A 25,344-nucleotide genomic window follows, 5' to 3' on the forward strand; every position below is an offset into this window, starting at 1 on the left:
CATGAAATATGTTTGCCTCGTCCATGGAGAAGAAGCCAAGCTCCATGCCATGTCGCCCGCCGAAATGAAGGCGCTCGATCATGATTCCGGTGCCTATGACGACGCGCTCACCGCCAGCGGCCATCTGATCGTCGCGCAGGCGCTGCAACCGGTTAAGGTCACGAAAACCGTCAGGAACCGGAAGGGCAAGGCGCTGGTGACCGACGGTCCCTTCGCCGAGACCAAGGAGCAGCTTCTCGGGTTCATCATGATCGAGGCCAGGGATTTCGAAGAGGCGGTGGAAATCGCCGGCAAGATCCCGCTGGCAAAGCTGGGCGCGATCGAGGTGCGGCCGGTCTATGATTTTCGCGGAGACTAGCCCGAGGCTCGCGCAAATCGTCGAGCGTGCAACTTTTGCGTGTTGAAAGGAGGAATTAGTTTCCTTATCCTGCCGCCGTTTTCGGGGGATTTGGCATGCATATCCTGATTGCTGCGATCGGCCTTATGGGGGCTGCCGCCTTCTGGTGGTACCGGGTCAAATATATGAGCGAGGCGGCAAGTGAGGTCGCCGATGCGGTTGGCCGCGTGCGCGGCTCGGTGCGGCGCAAGAAACTACGCAAGCAGGCCGCACTTTCGCCGCTCACGGCCATCGACGATCCCGTCGTGGCGGCGGCGACACTGATCACGGCGATCGTCTCGGAAGACACGCCGCTGACGCCGGTGCATGAAACCGCCATTCGGGAGGCCGTTTCCGGCATCACTGATGCGAAGAAAACCGATGAGGCCGTCATCTACGGCAAATGGGCGGCGTCGCAGATCGATGATGCGAATGTCGTGATCGACAAGCTTGCGCCGTTCCTGCGCGAACGCCTGGATGCGGATGAGCGCGAAGAACTGGTCACGATGGTCGAGGGCGTCGCGCGGGCGTCAGGCGAGCGCTCGTCGGCCCATGATCAAAGGGTGCGACGCCTGCGCCAGAAGCTCGGCTTCGAGATCCACTAATCGATCCCTGGACGCAATTCCGGACGGAAAACCGCTGCACACTTTTCCTGGAATTGTTTTCAGATCGACTCGCCTCTTAGCAGCCGTGGCGTGTCGCCGGTCAGGCCGGACGCCTGCCTTATGAAGAAAGACTTCATGCGCGGCATGCGGTCGACGAGGCCGAGGCCGATGTCGCGGGCAGCGCGCAGCGGGCCGAAATCATTGGAGAACAGGCGGTTCAGCACGTCGGTGGTGACGCCCATCTGCACCGTGTCGAAACGGCGCCAACGCTCGTAGCGCTGCAGCACGTCGAGCGCGCCGATGTCCTGGCCGAGCCGGTCGGCCTCGACGACTGTTTCGGCAAGCGCTGCCGAATCCTTGAAGCCGAGATTGAGCCCCTGGCCGGCGATGGGATGGATGCCGTGGGCCGCGTCGCCGGCGAGCGCCAAGCGTGGCGCGACGAAGGCACGGGCAAGGGTGAGCCCCAGCGGCCAGGCGCGCGGCTTGCCCTCGACGCGCAACTCGCCAAGCTTCAGGCCGAAGCGCTGTTCCAGTTCGCTTTCGAAGACAAGTTCGTCGCTGGCGACCAGCCGCTCGGCGTCGGCGGTGCGCTCTGTCCAGACGATGGAGGAACGGTTGCCGGTCAGCGGCAGGATGGCGAAGGGGCCGGCAGGCAGGAAATGCTCTTCGGCGCGGCCATTGTGCGGCCGCTCATGGGCGATGGTGCAGACGATGCCGGACTGGCCATATTCCCATTTCACCGTCTTGATGCCGGCCATGTCGCGCAGCCGCGAATTGACGCCATCGGCCGCGACCAGCAGCTTGGCTCCCAGCGACGTGCCGTCGGCAAGATGGATAGCGATGCCGGCGACGCCGGTCTCGAATGAGCTGACGGCGACGCCTTCGATGATGTCGATACCGAGTTCGCCGGCGCGGCGGCGCAGCGCGCCGTTCAGCACCTTGTTGGCGACCATGTGGGCGAAGGGTTCGCCGGGCGCGACTTCGCCGTCGAAGGTCAGGTAGATCGGCCGGACGGGATCAGCAGTGCGCGAATCGGTGACGATCATGTCGGTGATGGGCTGGGCCTGCGGCAGGATTTCGTCCCAGCAACCGAGGCGGCCTAGCATGCGGCAGGCCGCGGCGGCGATTGCCGAGGCGCGGGTGTCGCGCTGCCACACGCCTTCGGGTGCGGCGTCGACCACGGCGATGGCGAGATTGGGACGCGCCTGCTTCATCGAGACGGCAGCGGCAAGACCGACATAGCCCGCACCCGCAATCAGCACGTCGAGCGTCGGTTCCTTGCGGTGTGTGCCTGCGTTTCCAGCCATCGCTCTATCCTCCGTCACTTTCGCTTCGCCTTGACTCGGGCGAATGTTCCTGTTGGAAACCGTGCCAATTCCTTCGCTTCGAAAAGGGTTCGAAAAATGTCGGCGGCCATGCAGGAACTTCTCGCCATTCTCGACCTCGAGAAGCTCGAACACAACCTGTATCGTGGTCGCAGCCCGAAACTCGACTGGCAGCGCGTGTTCGGCGGGCAGACCATCGCGCAGGCGCTGGTCGCGGCGCAGCGCACAGTCGCGCCCGACCGTTATGTGCATTCGCTGCACGGCTATTTCATGCGTCCCGGCGATACGCAGGTTCCGATCATTTATGAAGTCGACCGCATCCGCGACGGCAAGAGTTTCACCACGCGGCGCGTCGTTGCCATCCAGCACGGCCATGCCATTTTTTCGCTGGAAGCCTCGTTCCAGCTTGACGAGCCGGGGTTGGAGCATCAGGTGCCGATGCCGCTCGGCGTGCCGGCGCCCGAGATGCTCGGCACCCAGAACGACCTGATCAAGGAATTCGGCGATACGGTGCCGGAGGGTATTCGCCGCTATTGGGAGCGCGACAGGCCGGTGGAAATGAAGCCAGTGATGCTCAAGCACTATACCAGCCGCGAAAAGCTGGACCCGGAGCAGAATATCTGGATCCGCACCACTGGACCCGTGCCGGCAGATCGCGCCACCCAGGCCGCAGTGCTTGCCTATCTCTCGGACATGACGCTGCTCGACACCTCCACCTTCGCCCATGGGCGCGCGGTGTTTGATCGCGACATCCAAGCGGCGAGCCTTGACCACGCCATGTGGTTCCACAGGCAGCATCCGCTCGACGGGTGGCTGCTCTATACGCAGGACAGCCCCTCGACGATCGGTGCGCGGGGCTTCACCCGCGGTACACTTTACGGGCAGGACGGCACGCTGATCGCTTCGGTGGCACAGGAAGGCCTTATCCGCGTGAGGCGATAGCCTGCGCAATGTGCAAAATCTAAAAATTGCCTAATTTTTAAGCGCCTATGTGGCCGCTCAAGCGGCGGCGCATACTGCACTGCAACATAAACCTATTGATTTACAACGCTTTAGTGACGGTTCTGCGAACTGGCACGGAGCTTGATTTACCCTGAACGCTCTCCGGCTGCTCTCGGCAACCCGGCGAAGTCATGCAATCGCGGGTTCCCGCATAAGCAAGGGGTAAAAACCTTATGAAAATCGTGATGGCAATCATCAAGCCGTTCAAGCTCGACGAGGTGCGCGAAGCGCTCACCGCCGTCGGCATCCAGGGCCTGACCGTCACCGAAGTCAAAGGCTACGGGCGTCAGAAGGGGCACACGGAAATCTATCGCGGAGCCGAATACGCGGTCAGCTTCCTGCCGAAAGTGAAGATCGAAGTGGCCGTGGCCGCTGACATGGTCGAGAAGGCCGTCGAGGCGATTTCGAGCGCGGCAAAGACCGGGCAGATCGGCGACGGAAAGATTTTCGTCTTCGGTATCGACCAGGCGGTACGCATCCGCACCGGCGAAACCGACACCGACGCGCTTTGAGCGGGCCAATCGTATTCTCATGGAGATTTCAATGAATATTCCCACCACCTTGAAGAAGGCGGCCAAAACCGCGCTTCTGGGCTCGCTTGCCCTCGGCGCACTTGGCACGCTCGCAGCCTTCGCCCAGGAAACCGCGCCTGCTGCCGCGGACGCTGCTGCAGCCGCAGCACCCGCCGTTGCCGTGCCCGACAAGGGCGACACGACCTGGATGATGATCTCGACCATCCTCGTCCTGTTCATGGCCCTGCCGGGCCTTGCCCTGTTCTATGGCGGCCTCGTGCGCACCAAGAACATGCTTTCCGTCCTCATGCAGTGCACGATGATCGTCGCTGTCGTCATCATCATCTGGGTGGTCTACGGCTACTCCTTCGCCTTCGGTGGCGGCACCAGCCCGTATTGGGGCGGTCTCGGCAAGCTGTTCCTGTCGGGCGTCACGCCTGAGAGCACGGCAGCGACCTTCTCGGATGGCGTCGTCATCCCCGAACTGGTCTTCATCTGCTTCCAGATGACCTTCGCCTGCATCACGCCGGCCCTGATCGTCGGCGCCTTCGCCGAGCGCATCAAGTTCTCGGCCGTGATCCTGTTCGTGGCGCTGTGGGTCACCTTCGTCTACTTCCCGATCGCCCACATGGTCTGGGATTCGAGCGGCATGATCTTCAGCTGGGGCGCTCTCGACTTCGCCGGCGGCACGGTCGTCCACATCAATGCCGGCATCGCCGCATTGGTCGGTGCGATCCTGGTCGGCAAGCGCAACGGCTACGGACGCGACAACATGGCTCCGCACTCGATGACGCTGACCATGGTCGGTGCCTCGATCCTGTGGGTGGGCTGGTTCGGCTTCAATGCCGGCTCCAACCTTGAAGCCACCGGCGGTGCAGCTCTCGCGATGATCAACACCTTCACCGCAACCGCCGGCGCAATCATCGCCTGGGTGGCGGTGGAATCGCTGGCCCGCAAGAAGGCCTCGATGCTCGGTGCTGCCTCCGGCATGATCGCCGGCCTGGTCGCCGTCACGCCCGCTGCCGGCATCGTCGGCCCGATCGGCGCGATCGTGCTCGGCGCCATCGCCAGCATCATCTGCTACTATTTCGTCACCGTGGTGAAGATCAAGGCCGGCTACGACGACTCGCTCGACGTGTTCGGCGTGCACGGCATCGGCGGTATCGTCGGCGCCATCGGCACCGGCATCTTCGCCTCCTCGGCGCTGGGTGGCATCGGCTATGCCGACGGCGTGACCATGGGCGCGCAGGTCTGGGTGCAGATCAAGGCGGTTCTCGTCACCATCGTCTGGTGCGGTGTCGGCTCTGCCATCCTCTACAAGATCGTCGATGTGATCGTCGGGCTGCGTCCGACCGTCGAAGCCGAATCGCAGGGCCTCGACCTCACCTCGCACGGCGAAGTGGCCTACCACTCGTAAGCTTCCAACCCGGCGACGCATGCAGTCGCCGGGTGAAAATCCCGTCGTGACCGGTTTGAAGGAGCCGTGTCACGCCTTTGAGGCCCGGTTCGTCCGGGCCTCTTTTTTTGACCGCCGGCAACATGTTCCGGTGGCTGCGGCGTGGTCTGGCGGACTGCGACCGAACTGCAACAGGGAGCGGGTTTCAGAAGCTCTCTTCACGAAAAAAATCACGCCGTTATATAGACAGCTAATGAAAGCCGCTTATCTTGAGCGACTGAGGACACAAATCAGTTTGCGGCAGGCTCCATATTGTCGAAGCATTCACCGGACATGATGATGCAGGCCGATCCGGCGACGCTCAGCGCGGTCGCGCGCATCGCTGAAGCGCCCAAGGCTCCGCGGCTTCACGTCACGGCGGTCAGGGGCCAGCGGATATGGTTCAAGCATTTCGGCGCCGAGCGGACGGCCTGGGGCAAGCGCCTGCACGCGCTGGTTTCGCCGCTGATGTATCCGCGGTTCCTCAGGTCATCACTGCCGGCGAGCCCGGAAGGCAAGGCCGCGCGCGAATTGCGCAAGATCAAGGCTTTTCGCGGCGCTGGTTTTCGGGCGCCGGAAGTCTTCTATCAGCGCGGCGACGTTCTGGCCCTGTCCGACATGGGCGAGACGATGCAGGCGCAGATGATACAGCTGCGACAAGCAGGAGACATGGCAGCCCATGACAGCCTCCTGATAAGTGCAGCCAAGGCTCTGGGCGAGGTGCATGCGGCCGGCCTCTGCCACGGCCGCCCGCATCCGCGCGATTTCGTCGTCGACGATAATGGGCAGTTCGGCTTTCTCGACTTCGAGGAGGAACCGGAAGCAGTGATGCCATTGGCTGACGCGCAGGCGCGCGACGTCTGGCTGCTCTTTTTCCAGATCACTTTTCGTGCCCGGCAACCCCGGACACCGACGCTGGCGCTGCAGGCCTACAAGGCTTCGGCCCCGAAGCCTACGCTGGAGGCGCTTTCGCAGCTGCTTCATTTCTTCCGGGTATTGATCCCGCTGGGCCGGGTCGCGGCGAAATTCCATCTCGGCGGCGACCTCGAGCGCTTTATGACGGCGATGGACTTTTTTCGCGACGCCGAAAAGGACGCCGCCGAGAAACGGTAGGCGAGCCTGTTTCATGTGCCGCGAAGTGCTGCATGGTTAATGCGGCCTTAACCTTCCCCCCGATAATCTGATCCTCGACTCTGCCCAAGGCGCGTTCGTGCCAAGGCAACACCATTTTTGGACGGGGAAAGAGGCATGCGTTCAGCCACACAACTCGCGCTGACCGATTCGGGACACGGCCTGCAGGCGTTTGCGCGCAGGCAGGTGGGGCGGATCACCGGCCTTGCGTGTTTCGCGACGGTTGCCTTCGCGCTGGCCAGCCTTGGTACCTGGAACGTCGCCGACCCGAGCTTCAGCCATGCCACCGACAACCCGATCACCAACGCGATGGGCTATCCGGGCGCGGTGTTTTCCGATCTCGCCATGCAGTTTTATGGGCTGTCGTCCGTGGCTGCTCTCGTTCCTGCCGTGATCTGGGGCTTTTTCCTGGCGACCGCGCGCGGTGTCGACCGCATGCCGCGCCGCGCGCTGGCCTGGTTCGGCGCTTCGCTGTTGTTTGCAGCCATTGCCGGCTGCACCACGCCGCCCGCAACCTGGCCGCTGCCGACCGGGCTTGGCGGCGTCTTCGGCGACATGGTGCTGAAGGTTCCGGGCATGGCCACCGGCGGTTATCCGACCGGCTGGGTGGCAAGCCTGATCGCCGTGGTTCTGGCAGGGCCGGCGCTCTGGCTATTCGCTTTCGGTGCAGGGCTGATTTCGCGTCCCAACGGCTTTGCCGTCGTCGATCCCGACGAAAAAGACATGCGTGAGCAGGATCTGTCGTCCTCCTTCGACGATGACGACGAGGATGAAGGCATATTGGCGCTGGGTGCGATCACCCATTGGTGGCTGTCGTTCCGTGCCTTCCTGCGCCGCCGGGCTGCGCGCCGCAAGGAGCATGACGAATATCGCGACGTCGAGGTGCGCCCCGAAAGCGCCTGGCGCCGTGCCGCCGAGCGCGTCGAATTCGCCGAGCAGGCCGAGGCGAAGGTCAGCGCCAAGGGCAGGGCGCGCGTCGAGCCCGAATTCTTCGCTGCCATGGTGTCCGACGGCCGCGTTCCCCACCACGAACTTGATGACGATATCGAAGCGGAAGACGATCTCGACTTCATGCCGGGCGAGGCGGCAGAGCCACGTTCGCCTGCGGCCCAGGTCCAGAATTTCAGGACGCCTGCAGCAGCTTCCGCCCGCGTGGAAGCTCCTGCACCGCGCCCAGTTCCCGGTGCGCGGGTCCAGCGCGAGGCGCAGACCTCGCTGATTGGTTCAAACAGCTTCGAAATGCCGTCGCTGCACTTCCTGACCGAGCCGAAGAATGTCGTGCGCGACGCCAGCCTGTCGAAGGATGCGCTGGAGCAGAATGCGCGCCTGCTCGAAGGTGTGCTCGAAGACTTTGGCGTCAAGGGTGAGATCATCCATGTGAGGCCCGGCCCGGTCGTCACGCTCTATGAGCTGGAGCCGGCCCCCGGCATCAAGTCGTCGCGCGTCATCGGCCTTGCCGACGACATCGCCCGCTCGATGAGCGCGATCGCTGCCCGCGTCGCCGTCGTTCCCGGCCGCAACGCCATCGGCATCGAACTGCCCAACGCCAAGCGCGAGACCGTCTATCTGCGCGAGATCATGGCGAGCCGCGATTTCGAGACGACCAAGGCCAAACTGGCGCTGGCGCTCGGCAAGACCATCAACGGCGAGGCCGTCATCGTCGACATCGCCAAGATGCCGCACGTTCTCGTTGCCGGCACCACCGGCTCGGGCAAGTCTGTCGCCATCAACACCATGATCCTGTCGCTGCTCTACCGCATGACGCCGCAGGAATGCCGCCTGATCATGATCGATCCGAAGATGCTGGAACTGTCGGTCTATGACGGCATCCCGCATCTGCTGACGCCCGTCGTGACCGACCCGAAGAAGGCGGTCGTGGCGCTGAAATGGACGGTGCGGGAGATGGAGGACCGCTACCGCAAGATGTCCAAGGTCGGCGTGCGCAACATCGACGGCTTCAATGCGCGCGTGGCGCAGGCGGAGAAGAAGGGCGAGCGCATTTCGCGCACGGTGCAGACCGGCTTCGACCGCCAGACCGGCGAGGCCATCTACGAGACCGAAAATCTCGACCTCGAGCCGTTGCCCTATATCGTCGTCATTATCGACGAGATGGCCGACCTGATGATGGTCGCCGGCAAGGACATCGAAGGCGCGGTGCAGCGTCTGGCGCAGATGGCGCGTGCTGCCGGCATCCACGTCATCATGGCGACGCAGCGTCCGTCGGTCGACGTCATCACCGGTACGATCAAGGCCAACTTCCCGACCCGCATCTCCTTCCAGGTGACGTCGAAGATCGACAGTCGCACCATTCTGGGCGAGCAGGGCGCCGAGCAACTGCTCGGCATGGGCGACATGCTTTACATGGCCGGCGGCGGGCGCATCCAGCGCGTGCACGGACCGTTCGTCTCCGACGACGAGGTCGAGAAGATCGTCGGCCATCTCAAGCTGCAGGGCGTGCCCGAATATCTCGACGCCATCACCGAGGACGACGGCGAGGATGACGATGACGCACCGTCCGGCAAGGGCGGCGGTGGCGGCGGCAATTTCGAGGATTCCGACGATCCTTACGATCAGGCGGTCGCGGTGGTCCTGCGCGATGGCAAGGCCTCGACCAGCTACATCCAGCGCCGCCTCGGTATCGGTTACAACCGAGCCGCCTCGATCATCGAGAAAATGGAGCAGGAAGGCATCGTTGGCCCCGCCAACCACGCCGGAAAGCGCGAAATTCTGGTGCCGACGGAGGATGATAAGTTTTAGACGGTGTGAGTTTAAAATGACGCAGGCGTGATGGTTTGCCTCTTGCCGCCGACAAACTTCAGCCCAAGTAGAAGCCTATAGATCAAAGCTCATTTGACGCATTCGAGAGTGATGACCCGCATGAACAAAAACGCTTCGACCCCGACCCCGCGATTGCAGATGGCCCGCCGCGGCTTCCTTGGGCTGGCGGTTGCGGCTTTCGGCGTGGTTGGGCTGCAGGCGATGCCGGGTTTCGACATGATTGCTGCGGCGCAGGCCGCCCCGACGGACGCCGCACAGAAGATCGCCGATCATTTCGCCAGCGTTCGCACCATGACCGGCGAGTTCGTGCAGTTCGGCCCGCGCGGCGAGCAGACCGGCGGCAAGTTCTTCATCGAGCGTCCGGGCAAGATCCGCTTTGACTATGACGGCGCGTCGCGCTTCCAGGTGGTCTCGGACGGCCAGTCGGTCGTGCTCGACAACAGGAAGATGAACACGGTCGATCTTTACCCACTGTCGAAGACGCCGCTGAAGCTTTTGCTCGACGAGCGCATCGATCTCTCCGGCAACAAGGTCCGGAGCGTCAAGGAAGAGGACGACCTCACCACGATCCAGCTTGCCGACAAGTCGGTGTTCGGCAACTCGACCATCACCATGATGTTCGACCCGAAATCCTACGAGCTGCGCCAATGGACGATTAAGGACGCGCAGGGCAAGGACACGACGGTGATGATCTTCAACGTCAAGCAGGGCGTGAAGTTCGATCAGGACCTGTTCAAGATCGACTACAAGCGCAATCTCGACGTCAACAAGAAGAAAAACAACCGTTAGGCCAGGCGCTGCCTGCGCTTTAACTGTGGACAGGGTTCGCAGCCGGGGTCGAGGCTGCGCTCGACCTTGTAATTGATGCCTTGCGCTGCCACTTTCCGGGCTTCTTTTTCGCAAGTGCCGGATTTCCCCAATGCCTTTCTCGATTGCCACCTGGAACATCAATTCCGTGCGGCTGCGCATGCCGCTGGTGGAGCGCCTCCTCCTTGAAAACGCACCCGACGTGCTGTGCCTGCAGGAGACGAAATGCCCGGACGACCAGTTTCCGTCTGCGGCCTTCCGCAAGCTCGGCTACGAGCATATCGCGATCAGCGGCCAGAAGGGCTATCACGGCGTCGCGACTGTGGCGCGGCGGCCGCTCGAAATCGTCGAGAAGCGCGAGTTCTGCCAGAAGGGCGATTGCCGGCATCTTTCAGTGCGGGTGAATGCCGGCGGCAAGCAGCTTCTCGTGCACAATTTCTACGTTCCGGCCGGCGGCGACGAGCCGGACCCGGAGATCAATCCGAAATTCCGCCACAAGCTCGACTTCGTTGCCGAGATGAATGCCATCCGCGCCGACCATGACGATAATTCGGGGTCGGTGCTGGTCGGCGATCTCAACATCGCGCCGCTGGAGCACGATGTCTGGTCGCACAAGCAATTGCTGAAAGTGGTTAGCCATACGCCGGTCGAGACCGAGAATTTCGAGGCGATGCGCAAGGCCGGCGACTGGGTCGACCTGATGCGGCTCAACGTGCCTGACGAGCAGAAGATCTACACCTGGTGGAGCTACCGCGCGCAGGACTGGGAAACCTCCGACCGCGGCCGCCGCCTCGACCATGTCTGGTCGTCGTCCAATCTGGTTCCGAGCTTCGGCGGCTACGAAATCCTGCGCGCTGCGCGCGGCTGGGATCGGCCGTCGGACCATGTGCCGGTGATTGCGCGTTTCGATCTCGACTAGAGGTAACCCGCTTTCGCCTACGGCAGGAGCCGGGGCGCGACTTCCTCGATGCGGCGGATGAGCGCCTGAAGCTCTTCGACGATGCGCTGGTGAAGTGCTATGGCGAGGTCGGGATATTCCCCGAGGATGCGGTGGAACATTTTCCGATTCAGCCGCAGCACTTCCGAATCGGTGGCGGCGGCTGCACTGGTCAGGCGCCTGGTGTCGGCGATCAGCGCCAGCTCGCCAAGTATGGAGCCCGGCTTGACCACCGCGATCGGCGTGCGCTTGGGGTCGTCTTCGCGAAACAGGACGATGCTGCCCTTGACGACGATATAGGCCGAATCGGCCTCGTCCTCCTCCAGAAACAGCTTGCGTTCCGCCGGCAGCCGCATCGGTTCTGCCCCGAAGGCGAGCAGGCGCAGCTGTTCCTGGCTGAAGCCCTCGAAAAGCCCCACGCCGGACAGAATGCGGATGTCATCATCCAGCGCCATTGCGTCCCCGAATTCCTGGCCTGGTCAGTCCTCCCGTTCGTGCGGCCCCCCGACCGCAAACCGGTCAGGGAACCAGCTTGTATCCGCCGCTTTCTGTCACAAGAATTTCAGCATTGGAAGGATCGCGCTCTATCTTCTGGCGCAGGCGATAGACATGGGTTTCCAGCGTGTGCGTGGTGACACCCGAATTATAGCCCCAGACCTCCTCCAGGAGGACGTCGCGGGTAACGACTTTCTGGTCTGCACGATAGAGATATTTGATGATGGACGCCTCCTTTTCGGTCAGGCGCACCTTGGCGCCGCGCTGGTCGAGAAGCAGTTTCTGGCTCGGTTTGAACGTATAGGGACCAACCGAAAAGGTTGCGTCCTCACTTTGCTCATGCTGGCGCAGCTGCGCGCGGATGCGGGCGAGCAGGACGGCGAAGCGGAACGGCTTGGTCACATAGTCGTTGGCGCCGGCTTCCAGCCCGAGGATGGTGTCGGAATCGGTGTCATGCCCGGTCAGCATGATGATCGGCGCCTTGTAGCCGCCCTTGCGCAGCAGCTTGACGGCTTCGCGGCCGTCCATGTCCGGCAGGCCGACATCCATGATCAGGAGATCGATCAGGCCGCCGCGTGCAACCGATACGCCCTTGGCGGCAGTGGCTTCCTGCAACACGTCGAATTCCTCGTAGAGCGAAAGTTGCTCGACAAGGGTCGTGCGCAGGTCTTCGTCATCGTCGACAATCAGGATGGTGCGGGAGGTCATGGATCAATCCGTTGTTTTGAAATGTATAATTCTGTTGACCAGTGATCGTTTATGCGGAACCTGATCTTCAGAACAGGCCAGTCACGGTGATTTGCTTCCGTATGCAATCATACTCCAAAAAACGTGAGCGCAATGGGGCAGGTGCAAAAAACCGACATGGGATCAAAACCTTGGTGGTTCGCGCACGCCCCGGGCACCCTTCGCAAGGGTTGCTGAATGCCGGCGGCACGGTGTTTTCCTGTGCGCTGGGGCGCGGCGGCATAACCGCCAGCAAGCGCGAGGGCGATGGCGGCACGCCGCTGGCGGCGATGCGCATTCTTTCAGGATATTTCCGGCAGGATCATTTTTTCGGGCGGCGTACGCGGCTGAAGATGACGCCGATCGATTCAGCACTTGGCTGGTGCGAGGTGCCGCAGGACCGCAACTACAACCGGCCCGTCAGGCTGCCTTACGCGGCGAGCCACGAGCATATGCTGCGCGATGACAGGCTCTACGATGCCTGCCTGGTGCTCGACTGGAATATTTCGCCACGCCTGCGCGGGCGCGGCAGCGCCATCTTTTTCCATCTGGCGCGGCCGGGTTTCACGCCGACGCAAGGCTGCGTCGCGGTAACGGCAAAGGTAATGGCGCGGCTGCTGCCGTATTTGTCGGACGGAACCGTGCTGAAGGTGGTGCGCTAGCCGCGCGAGCGGAACTCGTCGACCGGCAGCTTGCTCATCGCGCGATCGACTGCGGCAGCAATGTCATGCCTGTCGACGCCGATATCGTGCAAATAGCGCTCCGGGAGTGTCTTCAGCTCGTCGGTTGCCTTGAACCTTGTCAACCAGTTGCGAAGTGTCGCGCGGATGCGAAGGCTCAGCAAAGGAGCCGGCCGTGCCGAAGCGATGAAGCCCATATCGTCTGTGTAGTAGGCCATATTCATCTTCTTTCAAGAAGGATTTTAAACGCTTGTCTGATGTTCATAGTATTGGATTGAAGCTGCTACGAAAAACGAGTAGTTTTCACCATATCTGATAATTTAATTTGAAGATCGATCATGTCTGGCCATCTCCCGGGAATTCGCGCGCTGAAGACGCTGGAGGCGGCCGGCCGGCATCTCAATTTCAGCCGGGCTGCTGCCGAGCTGGGCCTGACGCCGGCTGCGGTCAGCCACCAGATCAAGGAATTCGAAGAACAGCTGGGAATCAGCCTGTTCCTGCGCACAAGCCGGATGATGGAGCTGACGCAGGCTGGCGAGATCCTCCACGCAGCCGTCACCGAAGCGCTCACAGGCCTGACGCGTGCGGCGGTGCGCGTGCAGAAGATACGGTCGAACATGCGGCTGCGGGTCAGCGCGTCGACGTCGATCGCCGCCAAATGGCTGGTGCCGCGCCTGGAGAAATTCATGCAGCAGTGGCCCGATGTCGACATCAGGCTCGACGTTTCGACGAGCCTGCGGGATTTCACCCGGGACGACATCGACGTCGCCTTTCGCTGGGGGCGCGGCCAGTATCCCGGCGCGCGGGCCGATCGGATGTTCGAGCACTCGATCATTCCGGTCTGCAGCCCGGCCCTGCTTGAAGCCAAGGGGCCTTTGACGGAGCCGCGCGACCTGCTGAAATGCCGGCTGATCCACGTTTCGTGGAGCGGTCTCGGCGTAACCTGGCCAGACTGGCGCATGTGGATGCTGGCTGCCGGCATCGGGGATTTCGATGACAGCCCTGGCCTGCATTTCGCCGAGACCGGGCCGGCGATACAGGCGGCAATCGACGGTCACGGCATTGCGCTCGGCGATGCCTGGATGGTAGCCGACGATCTCGCCGCCGGCCGGCTGGTAAAACCCTTCGCGCTGTCGATCGACGGTCCGCCGCAGTTTGCCTACTATATCGTCACGCCTCTCGAAGCGGCGGACGACCCGCTGATCAGGACTTTTCGCGAATGGGTTCTGGAGCAGGCAGCCGACACGCCACGCATGCCGGAGGCTGCACGCCCCACCAGCCTATGATCGCGCCCGCTCTTCCAGTGCGCGCAAACGCCGTCAAGCGTAGCGCCAGACCGTCGTGCGCTTGACCTCGGCGTCCTCCAGAGCGCGGGTGACCGGCACCTGATAGACGGCCAACGCCTGCATCCGCTCCTTCGGCAGATAGGCACGGCCGGGATCGCCGATGAGGATTTCGGCGCCACGCCGGCTGAGTTCGGAAAACCATGGGATCAGCCGGTCGGCAAAGGGCTTTTCGTAGAAGACGTCGCCGGCGAGGATGACGTCCCAGCCTTCATCTGCACCCACGAGATCGGCGCCGGAAAACACGGCCGAAACACCATTGGCCTGCGTGTTGAGCGCGATCGCCGCTTCGCAGAACGGGTCTATGTCGGCGGCAGTCACTTCGCCAGCGCCGGCTTTCATGGCCGCGATGGCGACGAGACCGGAGCCGGACGCAAAGTCCAGCACGCGCTTGCCGCGCACCGTCTCGGGGTGGTCGAGAATGTAACGCGCCAGCCCCTGCCCGCCGGCCCAGGCGAAAGCCCAGAAGGGCGGCGGCAGGCCGATCTCGGCCAGCTCTTCTTCCGTCTTCTTCCAGAGGTCATGCGCCTCGTCAGCGAGATGAAGCAGAACCTCCGGCACATGCGGCGGGGTCATCAGCGCCGTGTTGGCGCGGATGAAGCTTTCGGCCTCCGCTGGCGTCACGGTGCGGGGTCGAGGCCGCCCATGCGGCAGACTTCGCGCCATTCGTCAGCGGTCACGGGCTGCACCGACAGGCGCATGGAGGTGACGAGCGCCATTTTGGCGAGCTTCGGATTGGCCTTCACGTCGACCAGCGTCACCGGCTTTGGCACGTCGCGCACGGCGCGGATATCGACGCATTCCCAGCGCGGGTCTTCGGTCGTGGTGTCGTGATGGGCAAGCGCGCAAACCTCGGCGATGCCGACGACTTCCAGCCCCTCATTGGAGTGGTAGAAGAAGCCGAGATCGCCGATCTGCATGGCGCGCATGTTGTTGCGCGCCAGATAATTGCGCACACCGTCCCATTGTGTGCCTTCCTTGCCCTTCGCCTTCAGCATGTCGAAGGAGAATTTGAACGGCTCGGATTTGAACAGCCAGTAGTTCATCTTTTTGCTCCCTGTCGTGCCTTAGGCCGCCTCTTGTGGTTCAGGCGCTCGCCGGGTTGTTGAAGACCCAGTTCCAGGGTTGCACCTCGACGCTTTCGAACAGGCCCGCCTTGGCGAAGGGGTCGTTGCCCGAAATCTCCGTTGCCGCTGCCTTGTCGGCAGCTTCGACAACGACAAGGCTGCCGCAGGGTTTGCCGTCATCGTCGAGGAACGGGCCGGCGAATTTCAGCGTGCCGGCGTCGTTGAGGCCGTTGAGGAAGGTGACGTGTTCCGGGCGCGTGTCGAGGCGCAGTTGCAGATGACCCGGCTTGTCCTTGCAGATGAACGCAAACAGCATGTTTTCAGCTCCTGTTTCTATTCGGCTTCGTGGCGAAGCGGGCGCGACATCAGCGCCGAGACCGCTTCCTGGATGGTGATGGCGCCGGCAAGGATGCCGGCGACGGCGGTGATGATCGGCGCGTCGACGCCGCGCTCTTTGGCGATGCGGGCGGCAATGCCGGCGGTGGCAACCCCTTCGGCCAGCGGCCTGCCGGCGAGCGGTTCGCCGCGTCCCAGCGCCAGCCCGTAGGCAAAATTGCGCGACTGGGCCGACGAGCAGGTCAGCAGCAGGTCGCCGAGGCCTGAAAGCCCCATCAGCGTTTCCGGCTCGGCACCGAAGGCGGCACCGATGCGGCGCAGTTCGACGAAGCCGCGCGTGACCATGGCAGCTTGCGCGCTGGCGCCAAGGCCAGCGCCGGTGACGGCGCCTGCTGCGATGGCAAAGACATTCTTCAGCGCGCCGCCGATTTCGACGCCGACTAGGTCGCCGGTCGAGTAGCAGCGGAAGCTGTCGGTGGAAAAGCGCAATGCGAGCGCTGCGGCGCGCGCCTCGTCCTGCGCGCCCACCACGACGGCCGTCGGCAAGCCTCTCGCCACATCCGAGGCGAAGCTAGGGCCGGACAAAGCCGCGACGGGGTTGTTTGGTAGGATTTCACCGGCGATCTGCGACAGAAGCGTGCCGGTGGTGCTTTCGATGCCCTTGGCGCAGAGAACCAGCGGCACATGTGCCGGAATTTTTCCCTTCACCTCGCCGAGTACCGCGCGCAGCACCTGCGCCGGGGTGACGACGAGCACGCAGTCCACGCCCTCCAGTGCCGCATTGAGGTCGGTGGTCGCCTCCAGCGCCGGGTCGAGGCGGATGCCGGGGAGATAGCGCGGGTTTTCGCCCTGGGCGATCGCCGCCACCATCGCCTCGTCACGCGCCCACAGCCGCACCGAATTGCCGGCGCGGGCCATGGTCAGCGCAAGGGCGGTGCCCCAGGCGCCGCCGCCCAGCACGGTGATGCGATAATTGCTCATGCCTTGGCTCCCCGCCGGCCCGAGCCGATCATGGGCGCGGAAATGCTGTCGAGCGGCCAGCGCGAGCGCGGCACGAAATCCATCGCATCGGGCTCGACCAGCCCGGCGCGGATGCGCTCGATACCGGCCCAGGCGATCATCGCGGCATTGTCGGTGCACAGCACATGCGGCGGCGCGATGAAGCTGAAGCCGTGACCGGCGCATAATGTCTCAAGCGTCGAGCGAATCTGGCGATTGGCCGCGACGCCACCGGCAACGACCAGCGCCGGCGTCTTCACATCGGGATATTCCTCGCGGAAGCGGGCGAGGCTGCGGCCGACGCGGTCGCCGAGCGCGTCCGACACGGCCAACTGGAACGAGGCGCAGATATCGGCGACGTCCTGCTCGCTGAGCGGGGCGATGGCTGTCGCCGCCTGCCGCACGGCGGTCTTGAGGCCCGAGAAGGAAAAATCCGGGCGGGCCTCACCCTTCATCGGGCGGGGGAAAGCAAAGCGTTTTGCATCTCCCTTCGCCGCCGTCTTTTCGACATTCGGGCCCCCGGGATAGGGCAGGCCGAGCATCTTGGCGGTCTTGTCGAAGGCTTCGCCGAGTGCGTCGTCTATTGTTGTCGCCCAGCGCTGGTAGTCGCCGACGCCTCGCACCAGCACGATCTGCGTATGACCGCCGGAAACGAGCAGCAGCAGGTAAGGAAAGGCCAGGCCGTCGGTGAGCCGCGCCGTCAGCGCATGGCCTTCGAGATGGTTGACCGCGATCAGCGGCTTGCCGGTGGCGGCAGCGATCGCCTTGGCCGTCATCAGGCCGACGATCAGCCCGCCGACAAGGCCGGGTCCGGCGGTGGCGGCGATGGCGTCGATCTCGGAAAGCGTCACATCCGAATCGGCAAGGGCTACCTCGATGATGCCGTCCAGCGCCTCGACATGGGCGCGCGCGGCGATCTCCGGTACGACGCCGCCGAAGGCTGCGTGCTCCTCGATCTGGCTGAGCACGACATTCGACAGGATCTCGGGTGCAGCGCCCTCGCGCAGGCCGACCACGCTGGCCGCTGTCTCATCGCAGCTCGTTTCGATGCCGAGCACGCGGATCATGGCGTCATTTCGTTGCATTGCCCGACCGTGATTTCCCCGATAGGAGATGCGGGGCGAAAACCCCATTCGCCGGGTGGGTATCACGGACCGAGCGTCATGCAAACTAGAGCGTTGAAAATCGGAACTCGCGGCAGTCCGCTGGCGCTGGCGCAAGCCGTGGAAACGCGCGCGCGGCTGGTTGCGGCGCACAGCCTTCCCGAAGACGCCTTCGAGATCGTGCCGCTTTCGACCAGCGGCGACCGCATCCAGGACCGGCCGCTTTCGGAAGTGGGCGGCAAGGGGCTTTTCACCAAAGAACTCGAGGATGCGCTGTATGACGGGCGCATCGACATCGCTGTGCATTCCTCGAAAGACATGGCGACCGTGCTGCCGGAAGGGCTCGAGGTCTCAACCTTCCTGCCGCGCGAAGACCCGCGCGATGCCTTCATCGGCAAGCTGGCGCCGTCGATTGCAGAGTTGCCGCATGGCGCGACCGTCGGCTCGTCGTCGCTGCGGCGGCAGGCACTGATAAAGCGCATGCGGCCCGACCTGAAGGTGGTGATGTTTCGTGGCAATGTGCAGACGCGGTTGCGCAAGCTGGAGGAAGGCATTGCAGCCGGCACCATTCTCGCCAATGCCGGGTTGCGGCGTCTTGGTCTGGAAGAGGTCATCACCGACCTGATGCCGCTGGATAAATTTCCGCCCGCACCCGGCCAGGGCGCGATCGGCATCGAGCACCGCTCCAGCGATAGCGAGGTGCGCGATCTGCTCGCCGCCATTCATGATGCCCCGACGGGTCATGCGCTGGCCTGCGAGCGGGCCTATCTCGCAGCGCTCGACGGCTCCTGCCGCACGCCGATTGCCGGTCATGCCGTGATCGAGGGCGATCATCTGTCGTTCAGCGGCGTCATCCTTTCACCCGACGGAACCGAGGCGCATGAGGTGCGGGGCGAAGGTAAAGCTGCCGACGCGGCGCAAATCGGCCGCGCGGCGGGCGAAGACGTTCGCGCACGCGCTGGCACACGTTTTTTCGAGGGCTGGAGCTGAATGCGGCCCCGGGTGCTGGTGACACGGCCGGAACCCGGCGCGTCGGCCACCGCACGCCGGCTTGAAGAAGTGGGGTTTTCGCCTGTTGTTATGCCGCTATCGGAAACGCTGGCTCTGCCGGTCGATGTGTCTGCGATCCCGCACGACATGGATGCAGTTGCCGTCACCAGCGCCAACGCGATACGCCATGCTTCAGACGATCTGATTGCATCTCTGGCAGGCCGGCGCTTGTTCGCGGTTGGCAGGAAAACGGCGAAGGCCGCGCGGGAAGCCGGTTTTGCCAGCGTCATTGAAGGTTCCGGCGACGCGGTGGGCCTTGCAGACCAGATCCTGGCCGAACTGCCGGCGGGTTCCAGAATCCTGTACCTTACGGGCCGTGTCCGGCTCGACCATTTCGAACGCCGCATCGCCGAATCGGGATTGCGGGTTTTCGTGAAGGAGACCTACGACACACGCAGGATCGACTATCCGGAGGAAGCCGTCGCCTCGTTGCTGGCGGGCGGTCAAATCGACGCGGTTCTGCTCTATTCGGCCAAGGCCGCGGAAGCGTTATCCGGCCTCGCCGGGCAACCCGGGATGCATTCCCTTTTCGCGACAGCGCGCTATTTTTGTCTGTCCGACCGTGTTGCAGCTTCCCTGAACGCGGCGGAAAAGGACCGGATTTCGATAGCGGCCGAGCCGACAGAGGATGCATTGTTGTCGCTGCTGAAGGCCGACCGCTGAACGCGCCATCACCCGGCCCCTTTTCACGTCATGCTGGTGTGGTACTGATCTTTTTGCTGGTTCCTGCGTTGCGGGATTATTGAAAACGACATTCATTGCGGAGTTCTCACATGGTCAAGACGCCGAAGACCCGGCATTCGAAGACGCATCGGGAACCGGTGACGATCGAGCTGGAGCCGGGCGCCGTTTCGCGCATCAAGGAGGCGGAAGCGCAGGCAGCCGCAGCTCAGGAGACCAGCGCAGCACAGGCCGAAACGCCGGAAGCGGAAGCAACTCAATCCGGCGGGCAGAATTTCACCATGGTCGACACGACTGCCGAGGCCCCGGCCAGTTCCGCATTGGGACCCGAGCAGGATCAGGCTGAAGCCAAGCCGGTGCGTGAAGGCTTCGATTATGATTTTTCGGCGCAGGAGCCGAAGCCGGACGAGGCCGGCAAGAGCGACGTGAAGGAAGAGACTTCGCGGCCTGCGCAGCCGGAAAAACCGGTCTACACCCAGCCTGAGCAGCGCCGCAGCGGGTTTCCGCCGCTGGCCGCCGGCATCGTCGGCGGGTTGATCGCGCTGGCGGGTGCCGGCGCGCTGCAATATGCCGGGCTGCTGCCTTCGGCCGGCTCCGATGGTTCTGCGGTGGGCTCGCTCCAATCCGAGATAACGCAGGTTCGCCAGGAGATCGCCTCGCTGAAGGACAATGCCGGCGGGCCGGATGTTGAACTGACCGGCCGCGTCGATGCGCTGACCCAGTCGGTCAATCAGGCCAAGACCGATCTTGCTAATCTGCAGCAGGCCGCACCCGCGACCGGCGGGGACGATAGCGCCGTTCAGGCGCTGGATGGCCGGATGAAGGAACTTGAAACGTCGATCGCTTCGTTGCGCGAGCAGGGAAGTGGACAGGCGGCGGCAAGCGACCTGACGGCGATCGGCGAGCGCGTCGCCGGCGTCGAGACGCTGGCCAGGACTGCCAGCGAGGCGGTGACGGCAAGCGATGGCCGGCTGTCTGCGGTGGAACAGAAGGTGACGGACCTTTCCGGTAAGGTCGAGGCGCAGGCGGGACAGCCGAAGGTGGCGCTGGCGATCGCGGCGACCGCGCTGAAGGCGGCGCTTGATCGTGGCGCGCCGTTCCAGGCCGAGCTCGAGACGTTCGCCGCGATCTCGCCCGATGCGCCGGAAGTCGCCGGCCTGCGTCCTTTTGCCGAAAAGGGCGTGCCGTCGACTGCCGAAATCACCGGTGAGACCGAGGCTGCCGTGAAGGCGATGCTCGCCGTCGCCAAGCCGGTCGACGAGCAGGCGAGTTTCGTCAGCCGTTTGATGAGCAGCGTGGAAGCCCTGGTTTCGGTGCGGCCGGTCGGCCCGGTCGAAGGCACGGGCGTGCCGGAAACGGTGGCGCGCATGGAATTCGCGCTGAAATCCGGCGAACTGGACAAGGCGCTTGCCGAGTATGACACTTTGCCTGAGGCCGCCAAGGCGGCAGGCAGCACGTTTGCCGAAAAGCTGCGCGCGCGGGTGGAAGCACAGAAACTGGTCGATCAGGCGGTTGCCGGCGCGATGAAGGCGTGAGGACAGGAACAGACCGATGATCCGTATCTTCTTTTTCCTCGTCGTCGTTTTCGCGCTGGGCCTGGGCTTTGCCTGGCTCGCCGACCGCCCCGGCGACATGATCGTCACCTTCAACGGCTACCAGTATGGCGTAAGCCTGATGGTGGCGGCTGTCGCGGTGACGGCGATCGTCGCGGCGGTGATGATCCTGTGGTGGCTGACCAAGTCGATCTGGAACAGCCCCTATACGATCGCACGCTATTTTCGCGTGCGCCGCCGGGATCGCGGTTACCAGGCGCTGTCGACCGGCATGATCGCGGCGGGTGCCGGCGACGGCGCGCTGGCGCGCAAGATGAACAAGCAGGCAGCCAAGCTGATCCGCTCCGATCAGGAGCCGTTGATCCATCTGCTGGACGCGCAGACCTCGCTGCTCGAGGGCGATCATGAGGCAGCGCGCGGCAAGTTCGAGGCGATGCTCGACGATCCCGAGATGCGGCTGCTCGGCCTGCGCGGGCTCTATCTCGAGGCCGAGCGCCTCGGCGACAAGGCGGTGGCGCGGCACTATGCCGGACGGGCTGCCGACATCGCGCCGCAACTCACCTGGGCGGCCGATTCGACCATCGAGGAGAAGGTCGAGCGGGGCGACTGGGACGATGCCCTGAAGCTTGTCGATGCGCAGAAGTCGACGCGGCGGGTCGAGCCGGCGGATGCCAATCGCCGTCGCTCCGTTCTTCTGACGGCCAAGGCGATGTCGATCCTCGATACGGACCTGGCCGGTGCCAAAGCTGCCGCAATCGAGGCCAATCGCCTGCGGCCCGATTTCGCGCCGGCAGCGCTCGTTGCAGCCAAGGTGCTGTTCCGGCAGGACGACATCCGCAAGGGTTCGAAGATGCTGGAAACCGCCTGGAAAGCCGAGCCGCATCCGGAAATCGCCGAGCTTTACGTTCATGCCCGGCCGGGCGACGCGGTGCTCGACCGGCTGGCGCGGGCGAAGAAACTGCAATCGCTGAAGCAGAACCACCCCGAATCATCGCTCGCCGTGGCGCGTGCGGCCCTCGATGCCGGCGAATACAGGCTGGCGCGCGAGGAAGCCGAAGCCGCGATCCGCATGCAGCCGCGCGAAGGTGCTTATCTGGTGCTTGCCGATATCGAGGAAGCCGAGACAGGCGACCAGGGCAAGGTGCGTCAGCTTCTGTCCAAAGCCGTGCGCGCGCCGCGCGATCCCGCCTGGGTGGCAGACGGTTTTGTCTCGGAGCATTGGGCGCCTGCCTCGCCGGTCACCGGCAGGCTCGACGCTTTCGAATGGCGGGTGCCGATGGAACGGCTTGGCCAGATGATCGAGCAGGATGAGCCGGTCAGCACGCGGCCGTCGATCGCCGCCCCCGAAATGCCGGTCTCTGACCTGGTGGAAGACGAAGATGTCGTCGATGTTGTGCCGGAGCCGGTGGAACGCGCGGATGTCTCCGCGAGCAGTGCTCCGGTGGATACAAAGCCGAAAGCTGGGAAAAAGGCCAAACCGGCTGTGGTGCATGACGAGAAGAGCGCCGCCGCTGATTTGGACAAGGTGCCTTCTGCAGCCATAATTGCGCCTGACGTCGACGTCGTGCCGGAGCCAGACGAAGAGCAACTGCCGCGCTTGCCGGACGATCCCGGTGTCGAGCCGGACGAGACCGCGGAACAAACCCAGCGCCGTTTCCGTTTATTCTGAGTGTGACGCGATTCACGCCATTACGGCTTGAATCGCGCTACATATCGAGCGGCTCCGCCCAAAACGGCTGTGCCAACAAGTTTTACGGAAAGTTGTCCCTGCCGTGAGTGGACATTCGCGGCGGAGGAAGGATAGCTTTCTCCCATGGCCAAGGACAGCAGCATGTTCGAGCGCGTATTGTCGTTTCTGAAGGATTTGCCGGGCGGCTTGCCTGGTGCCGATGCTGCACGCGAGGACGATCCGCGCGTGGCTGCCGCAGCCCTTCTCTATCACGCCATGGATGCCGACGGCGTTCGCCAGGACGTGGAATGGGAGCGGCTGAAGCAGCTTCTTTCCGAAGCCTATGGCGTGACTGGCACTGAGCTTGCCGCCCTTGTTGCTGCCGGCGAAAAGGCCGACAACGAGGCAGTCGACCTCTATGCTTTCACCAGTGTGCTCAAGCGCCATCTCGATGAGCCGGCAAGGATCGATTTCATCCGGCTGATGTGGGAAATCGTCTATGCCGACGGTGAGCTTCACGAACTGGAAGACAACACGCTCTGGCGCGTCGCCGAACTGATTGGTGTCGACCGGCGTGACCGCATCGCCATGCGGCAGGCGGTTGCCCGCGGCATGCCGGATGCGAAGGGTGGTTCTTCGGATGAATAGAGGGTTTTGATCGGATTCATGCCGCCACGCCAACGGCCCAAGATACTCGTCGTCCTGCATCAGGAAAGTTCCAGCGCTGGGCGTGTCGGTCATGTTCTTCTGGAAAACGGTTTCGACCTCGACATAAGGCGGCCGCCGCTTGGCGATGCCCTGCCTGAGACGCTTTCGCATCATGCGGGTGCCGTGGTTTTCGGCGGACCGATGAGCGCCAATGACGAGGACGATTTCGTCAAGCGTGAGACCGACTGGCTTTCTGTTCCCCTGAAGGAAAACCGTCCCTTTCTCGGCATCTGCCTCGGCGCGCAGATGCTGGTCAATCATCTCGGCGGCAAGGTTGAGGGCCATGGCGAGGGACTGGTGGAGATCGGCTGGTATCCGCTGAAGGCGACCGAGGCCGGCAAGAACCTGATGCACTGGCCGGAAATGGTCTACCAGTTCCACCGCGAGGGTTTTTCGCTGCCGTCAGGCGCGACCTTGCTGGCGACGGCGGAGACCTATCCGAACCAGGCCTTCCGCTATGGCGAGAACGCCTGGGGCATCCAGTTCCATGCCGAACTGACCCGCGTGATGATGCATCGCTGGGTGGTGCGCGGCGCGCATCGCTTCGAGCTTCCCGGCGCCCAGCCCGGCCGCGACCATCTCGGCGGCCGGATGATCTGGGACATGCACCTAAAGCGCTGGCTGATGGAGTTCCTGCAGACGATTTTCGGCAAGCCTGTCCAAGGCTAAATGGTTAGTGCCTGCCGCCGAGATGGCGGATCTTGCGTAGTTCCGGGAACAGGAACGCCCAGATGCCGGCAACCGCGACCGCGCCGACGCCGCCGAACACCACCGCCGGCACCGTGCCGATGAGTGCGGCCATCGTGCCGGCGCGGAATTCGCCGAGTTCGTTAGAGGCGCCGACGAACACCATGTTGACGGCGTTGACGCGCCCGCGCACATGGTCGGGGGTCCATAGCTGGATCAGCGTTTCGCGGACATAGACGCTGATCATGTCGGTGGCACCGAGTATGGCCAAGGCGACGATCGACAGCCACGTGATGGTCGACAGGCCGAACACGACGGTGAAGACGCCGAAGAGCGCAACGAAGATAAACATCAGGAGGCCGGCGTGGTCGCGGATGGGATGGCCGGCGAGCCATACGGCGACGCTGAGCGCGCCGATGCCGGGTGCCGCGCGCAGCAGGCCGAGCCCCCATGGGCCGAGATCGAGAATGTCGCGGGCATAGACCGGCAGCAGCGCTGCGGCGCCTGAAAGCAGCACGGCGAACAGATCGAGCGAGATCGCGCCGAGCACGACCTTCTCGCTCCAGATGTAGCGAAACCCTGCGAACAGCGTTTCGAGCGATGGCCTGTCGGTTTCGGTTCTTTGCGCCGGTTTAGGAATGCTGAGCACCAGCAGGCCGCCGGCCAGCATGAAGGCCGCGGCAATGCCGTAGGCGGCCTCAGCCGACAGGCCGTAGAGCAGGCCGCCGGCGACCGGACCGACGATGGTGGCCGTCTGCCATGCCGAGGAATTCCAGGCGACAGCGTTGGCGAAATCTTCCTGCGGCACGAGGTTGGCGACCAGCGAGGCGGAAGCTGGGCCGAAAAAGGCGCGCGCCACGCCGAATACCGCAAGCACGCAAAAGACCGGCGTCGGGCTGACGAGACCGTGCCAGCTGAGCAGCAGCAGGGCTAGTGCGCATATCGCTTCCAGAAAGGTCGAAAGCCCCATGATCAGACGGCGGCCGAACCTGTCGGCGACGACGCCGGTGACCAGCACCAGAAGCAGCGATGGCGCAAACTGGATGACGCCGACAAGGCCGAGATCGAAGGGATCGCGGGTCAGGTCATAGATCTGCCAGCCGACTGCCACGGAGATGATCTGGGTGGCGAATGTGGCGAGGAAACGGGCTGCCCAGAAGCGCAGGAAGGCGCTGTGGCGAAAGGCGGCGTAACGCTGGTAGGGGACGGAATCTGCTTGCGGGGTCATCAGGAATTTCGGCTAGTGGCGCATGCGTAGATGTTTTCGCGCCGTGTCGTGCGGCGCGCACCATAGAACAGTTTCTTGCAACATGCGCGGGCTTAGCTTCTGGCCCAGCAT

27 protein-coding genes are annotated in these 25,344 nt (G+C 63.6%); 17 read left to right on the plus strand and 10 right to left on the minus strand.

What is annotated here, in order from left to right; genetic code table 11:
• Position 1: 1 nt before the first annotated feature.
• Both BM413_RS00290 and BM413_RS00295 read left to right on the plus strand, forming a co-directional pair.
• Positions 2-358, plus strand: a complete 357-nt coding sequence (locus BM413_RS00290; protein WP_091908776.1) for a YciI family protein — start codon at positions 2-4, stop codon at positions 356-358.
• Positions 359-453: 95 nt separating this feature from the next.
• A complete protein-coding gene (locus BM413_RS00295; protein WP_091908779.1) occupies positions 454-981 on the plus strand; it encodes a hypothetical protein in 528 nt (175 codons plus the stop codon).
• A gap of 59 nt (positions 982-1,040) precedes the next feature.
• Here the strand turns inward: BM413_RS00295 and BM413_RS00300 are convergent, their stop codons facing one another.
• Positions 1,041-2,288 carry a ubiquinone biosynthesis hydroxylase gene (locus BM413_RS00300; protein WP_091908782.1) on the minus strand — a complete coding sequence of 416 codons (1,248 nt, stop codon included), beginning with the start codon at positions 2,286-2,288 and terminating at the stop codon, positions 1,041-1,043.
• Between the two features lie 96 nt (positions 2,289-2,384).
• Between BM413_RS00300 and BM413_RS00305 the strand changes: the two genes are divergently transcribed.
• The 7 genes from BM413_RS00305 (at position 2,385) to BM413_RS00335 (ending at position 10,890) form a co-directional block, all read left to right on the plus strand.
• Positions 2,385-3,248, plus strand: coding sequence for an acyl-CoA thioesterase (locus BM413_RS00305; protein WP_091908786.1), 864 nt, complete (start codon positions 2,385-2,387; stop codon positions 3,246-3,248).
• Positions 3,249-3,481: 233 nt separating this feature from the next.
• Positions 3,482-3,820: a P-II family nitrogen regulator gene (locus BM413_RS00310; RefSeq protein WP_091908789.1), complete on the plus strand. Its 339-nt coding sequence runs from the start codon at positions 3,482-3,484 to the stop codon at positions 3,818-3,820.
• 31 nt (positions 3,821-3,851) lie between these two features.
• A complete protein-coding gene (locus BM413_RS00315) occupies positions 3,852-5,237 on the plus strand; it encodes an ammonium transporter (protein ID WP_091908793.1) in 1,386 nt (461 codons plus the stop codon).
• 291 nt (positions 5,238-5,528) lie between these two features.
• Positions 5,529-6,368, plus strand: a complete 840-nt coding sequence (locus BM413_RS00320) for a BUD32 family EKC/KEOPS complex subunit (protein WP_091908796.1) — start codon at positions 5,529-5,531, stop codon at positions 6,366-6,368.
• Positions 6,369-6,503: 135 nt separating this feature from the next.
• Complete coding sequence (locus BM413_RS00325; RefSeq protein ID WP_091908799.1) at positions 6,504-9,143, plus strand: DNA translocase FtsK; 2,640 nt, start codon at positions 6,504-6,506, stop codon at positions 9,141-9,143.
• A 222-nt stretch (positions 9,144-9,365) separates the two neighbouring features.
• Positions 9,366-9,953 (plus strand): outer membrane lipoprotein carrier protein LolA, encoded by a 588-nt coding sequence (locus BM413_RS00330; RefSeq protein ID WP_244537726.1) that lies wholly within the window; start codon positions 9,366-9,368, stop codon positions 9,951-9,953.
• A gap of 130 nt (positions 9,954-10,083) precedes the next feature.
• Positions 10,084-10,890: an exodeoxyribonuclease III gene (locus BM413_RS00335; RefSeq protein WP_091908802.1), complete on the plus strand. Its 807-nt coding sequence runs from the start codon at positions 10,084-10,086 to the stop codon at positions 10,888-10,890.
• A 17-nt stretch (positions 10,891-10,907) separates the two neighbouring features.
• Here BM413_RS00335 and BM413_RS00340 read toward each other — a convergent pair whose 3' ends face one another.
• Together BM413_RS00340 and BM413_RS00345 are read right to left on the minus strand one after the other, a co-directional pair.
• Positions 10,908-11,363 (minus strand): cyclic nucleotide-binding domain-containing protein, encoded by a 456-nt coding sequence (locus BM413_RS00340; RefSeq protein ID WP_091908805.1) that lies wholly within the window; start codon positions 11,361-11,363, stop codon positions 10,908-10,910.
• Between the two features lie 64 nt (positions 11,364-11,427).
• Positions 11,428-12,111: a response regulator transcription factor gene (locus BM413_RS00345; RefSeq protein ID WP_091908808.1), complete on the minus strand. Its 684-nt coding sequence runs from the start codon at positions 12,109-12,111 to the stop codon at positions 11,428-11,430.
• A gap of 86 nt (positions 12,112-12,197) precedes the next feature.
• Here BM413_RS00345 and BM413_RS00350 point away from each other — a divergent pair, with 86 nt between their 5' ends.
• Positions 12,198-12,791, plus strand: a complete 594-nt coding sequence (locus tag BM413_RS00350; RefSeq protein WP_091910181.1) for a L,D-transpeptidase family protein — start codon at positions 12,198-12,200, stop codon at positions 12,789-12,791.
• Here the strand turns inward: BM413_RS00350 and BM413_RS00355 are convergent.
• Positions 12,788-13,027 (minus strand): DUF1127 domain-containing protein, encoded by a 240-nt coding sequence (locus tag BM413_RS00355; protein ID WP_175544217.1) that lies wholly within the window; start codon positions 13,025-13,027, stop codon positions 12,788-12,790. The two genes, BM413_RS00350 and BM413_RS00355, sit on opposite strands and share 4 nt — an antisense overlap.
• A 120-nt stretch (positions 13,028-13,147) precedes the next feature.
• Here BM413_RS00355 and gcvA point away from each other — a divergent pair, with 120 nt between their 5' ends.
• Positions 13,148-14,095 (plus strand): transcriptional regulator GcvA, encoded by a 948-nt coding sequence (gcvA, locus tag BM413_RS00360; protein WP_091908814.1) that lies wholly within the window; start codon positions 13,148-13,150, stop codon positions 14,093-14,095.
• Between the two features lie 33 nt (positions 14,096-14,128).
• Here gcvA and BM413_RS00365 read toward each other — a convergent pair whose 3' ends face one another.
• Genes BM413_RS00365 through tsaD form a run of 5 tightly spaced genes read right to left on the minus strand, consistent with a single transcriptional unit; the run spans position 14,129 to position 17,618 of the window.
• Positions 14,129-14,818, minus strand: coding sequence for a class I SAM-dependent methyltransferase (locus BM413_RS00365; protein ID WP_091908817.1), 690 nt, complete (start codon positions 14,816-14,818; stop codon positions 14,129-14,131).
• Positions 14,773-15,198: an EVE domain-containing protein gene (locus BM413_RS00370; protein WP_091908819.1), complete on the minus strand. Its 426-nt coding sequence runs from the start codon at positions 15,196-15,198 to the stop codon at positions 14,773-14,775. The genes BM413_RS00365 and BM413_RS00370 overlap by 46 nt, the downstream gene beginning before the upstream one ends.
• A 40-nt stretch (positions 15,199-15,238) precedes the next feature.
• Positions 15,239-15,535 carry a YciI-like protein gene (locus BM413_RS00375; RefSeq protein ID WP_091908823.1) on the minus strand — a complete coding sequence of 99 codons (297 nt, stop codon included), beginning with the start codon at positions 15,533-15,535 and terminating at the stop codon, positions 15,239-15,241.
• A 17-nt stretch (positions 15,536-15,552) separates the two neighbouring features.
• Positions 15,553-16,536, minus strand: a complete 984-nt coding sequence (locus tag BM413_RS00380; protein ID WP_091908826.1) for an NAD(P)H-dependent glycerol-3-phosphate dehydrogenase — start codon at positions 16,534-16,536, stop codon at positions 15,553-15,555.
• Entirely contained in the window at positions 16,533-17,618 is a 1,086-nt protein-coding gene (tsaD, locus tag BM413_RS00385; RefSeq protein ID WP_175544229.1) for a tRNA (adenosine(37)-N6)-threonylcarbamoyltransferase complex transferase subunit TsaD, read from the minus strand. Before tsaD ends, BM413_RS00380 begins: the two co-directional genes overlap by 4 nt.
• 99 nt (positions 17,619-17,717) lie before the next feature.
• On the opposite strand from tsaD, the gene hemC reads away from it, so the two are divergent.
• The 6 genes from hemC to BM413_RS00415 all read left to right on the plus strand — a co-directional run bounded on the left by hemC (position 17,718) and on the right by BM413_RS00415 (position 23,987).
• On the plus strand, positions 17,718-18,647 hold the full coding sequence (gene hemC / locus BM413_RS00390; protein WP_091908832.1) for a hydroxymethylbilane synthase: 930 nt from the start codon (positions 17,718-17,720) through the stop codon (positions 18,645-18,647).
• Positions 18,648-19,370 carry a uroporphyrinogen-III synthase gene (locus BM413_RS00395; protein ID WP_091908835.1) on the plus strand — a complete coding sequence of 241 codons (723 nt, stop codon included), beginning with the start codon at positions 18,648-18,650 and terminating at the stop codon, positions 19,368-19,370.
• 110 nt (positions 19,371-19,480) lie between these two features.
• Entirely contained in the window at positions 19,481-20,923 is a 1,443-nt protein-coding gene (locus BM413_RS00400; protein WP_091908837.1) for a COG4223 family protein, read from the plus strand.
• Between the two features lie 16 nt (positions 20,924-20,939).
• A complete protein-coding gene (locus BM413_RS00405; protein WP_091908840.1) occupies positions 20,940-22,610 on the plus strand; it encodes a heme biosynthesis protein HemY in 1,671 nt (556 codons plus the stop codon).
• Between the two features lie 162 nt (positions 22,611-22,772).
• Positions 22,773-23,258 (plus strand): tellurite resistance TerB family protein, encoded by a 486-nt coding sequence (locus tag BM413_RS00410; RefSeq protein WP_091910184.1) that lies wholly within the window; start codon positions 22,773-22,775, stop codon positions 23,256-23,258.
• 18 nt (positions 23,259-23,276) lie between these two features.
• Positions 23,277-23,987 (plus strand): glutamine amidotransferase, encoded by a 711-nt coding sequence (locus tag BM413_RS00415; protein WP_091910186.1) that lies wholly within the window; start codon positions 23,277-23,279, stop codon positions 23,985-23,987.
• A 4-nt stretch (positions 23,988-23,991) separates the two neighbouring features.
• Here the strand turns inward: BM413_RS00415 and BM413_RS00420 are convergent, their stop codons facing one another.
• Entirely contained in the window at positions 23,992-25,233 is a 1,242-nt protein-coding gene (locus tag BM413_RS00420; protein WP_091908843.1) for an MFS transporter, read from the minus strand.
• Positions 25,234-25,344: the final 111 nt, after the last annotated feature.

Origin of the sequence: Mesorhizobium sp. YR577 (assembly GCF_900116595.1) — a bacterium.
Classification (GTDB): Bacteria; Pseudomonadota; Alphaproteobacteria; order Rhizobiales; family Rhizobiaceae; genus Mesorhizobium_M.

Coding starts and splice junctions, on each gene's coding strand:
- BM413_RS00290 (WP_091908776.1), top strand. CDS start 2: ATGAAATATGTTTGCCTCGTCCATGGAGAAGAAGCCAAGCTCCATGCC.
- BM413_RS00295 (WP_091908779.1), top strand. CDS start 454: ATGCATATCCTGATTGCTGCGATCGGCCTTATGGGGGCTGCCGCCTTC.
- BM413_RS00300 (WP_091908782.1), bottom strand. CDS start 2,288: ATGGCTGGAAACGCAGGCACACACCGCAAGGAACCGACGCTCGACGTG.
- BM413_RS00305 (WP_091908786.1), top strand. CDS start 2,385: ATGTCGGCGGCCATGCAGGAACTTCTCGCCATTCTCGACCTCGAGAAG.
- BM413_RS00310 (WP_091908789.1), top strand. CDS start 3,482: ATGAAAATCGTGATGGCAATCATCAAGCCGTTCAAGCTCGACGAGGTG.
- BM413_RS00315 (WP_091908793.1), top strand. CDS start 3,852: ATGAATATTCCCACCACCTTGAAGAAGGCGGCCAAAACCGCGCTTCTG.
- BM413_RS00325 (WP_091908799.1), top strand. CDS start 6,504: ATGCGTTCAGCCACACAACTCGCGCTGACCGATTCGGGACACGGCCTG.
- BM413_RS00330 (WP_244537726.1), top strand. CDS start 9,366: ATGCCGGGTTTCGACATGATTGCTGCGGCGCAGGCCGCCCCGACGGAC.
- BM413_RS00335 (WP_091908802.1), top strand. CDS start 10,084: ATGCCTTTCTCGATTGCCACCTGGAACATCAATTCCGTGCGGCTGCGC.
- BM413_RS00340 (WP_091908805.1), bottom strand. CDS start 11,363: ATGGCGCTGGATGATGACATCCGCATTCTGTCCGGCGTGGGGCTTTTC.
- BM413_RS00345 (WP_091908808.1), bottom strand. CDS start 12,111: ATGACCTCCCGCACCATCCTGATTGTCGACGATGACGAAGACCTGCGC.
- BM413_RS00355 (WP_175544217.1), bottom strand. CDS start 13,027: ATGGCCTACTACACAGACGATATGGGCTTCATCGCTTCGGCACGGCCG.
- gcvA (WP_091908814.1), top strand. CDS start 13,148: ATGTCTGGCCATCTCCCGGGAATTCGCGCGCTGAAGACGCTGGAGGCG.
- BM413_RS00365 (WP_091908817.1), bottom strand. CDS start 14,818: ATGGCGCGAAGTCTGCCGCATGGGCGGCCTCGACCCCGCACCGTGACG.
- BM413_RS00370 (WP_091908819.1), bottom strand. CDS start 15,198: ATGAACTACTGGCTGTTCAAATCCGAGCCGTTCAAATTCTCCTTCGAC.
- BM413_RS00375 (WP_091908823.1), bottom strand. CDS start 15,535: ATGCTGTTTGCGTTCATCTGCAAGGACAAGCCGGGTCATCTGCAACTG.
- BM413_RS00380 (WP_091908826.1), bottom strand. CDS start 16,536: ATGAGCAATTATCGCATCACCGTGCTGGGCGGCGGCGCCTGGGGCACC.
- hemC (WP_091908832.1), top strand. CDS start 17,718: ATGCAAACTAGAGCGTTGAAAATCGGAACTCGCGGCAGTCCGCTGGCG.
- BM413_RS00395 (WP_091908835.1), top strand. CDS start 18,648: ATGCGGCCCCGGGTGCTGGTGACACGGCCGGAACCCGGCGCGTCGGCC.
- BM413_RS00400 (WP_091908837.1), top strand. CDS start 19,481: ATGGTCAAGACGCCGAAGACCCGGCATTCGAAGACGCATCGGGAACCG.
- BM413_RS00405 (WP_091908840.1), top strand. CDS start 20,940: ATGATCCGTATCTTCTTTTTCCTCGTCGTCGTTTTCGCGCTGGGCCTG.
- BM413_RS00410 (WP_091910184.1), top strand. CDS start 22,773: ATGTTCGAGCGCGTATTGTCGTTTCTGAAGGATTTGCCGGGCGGCTTG.
- BM413_RS00415 (WP_091910186.1), top strand. CDS start 23,277: ATGCCGCCACGCCAACGGCCCAAGATACTCGTCGTCCTGCATCAGGAA.
- BM413_RS00420 (WP_091908843.1), bottom strand. CDS start 25,233: ATGACCCCGCAAGCAGATTCCGTCCCCTACCAGCGTTACGCCGCCTTT.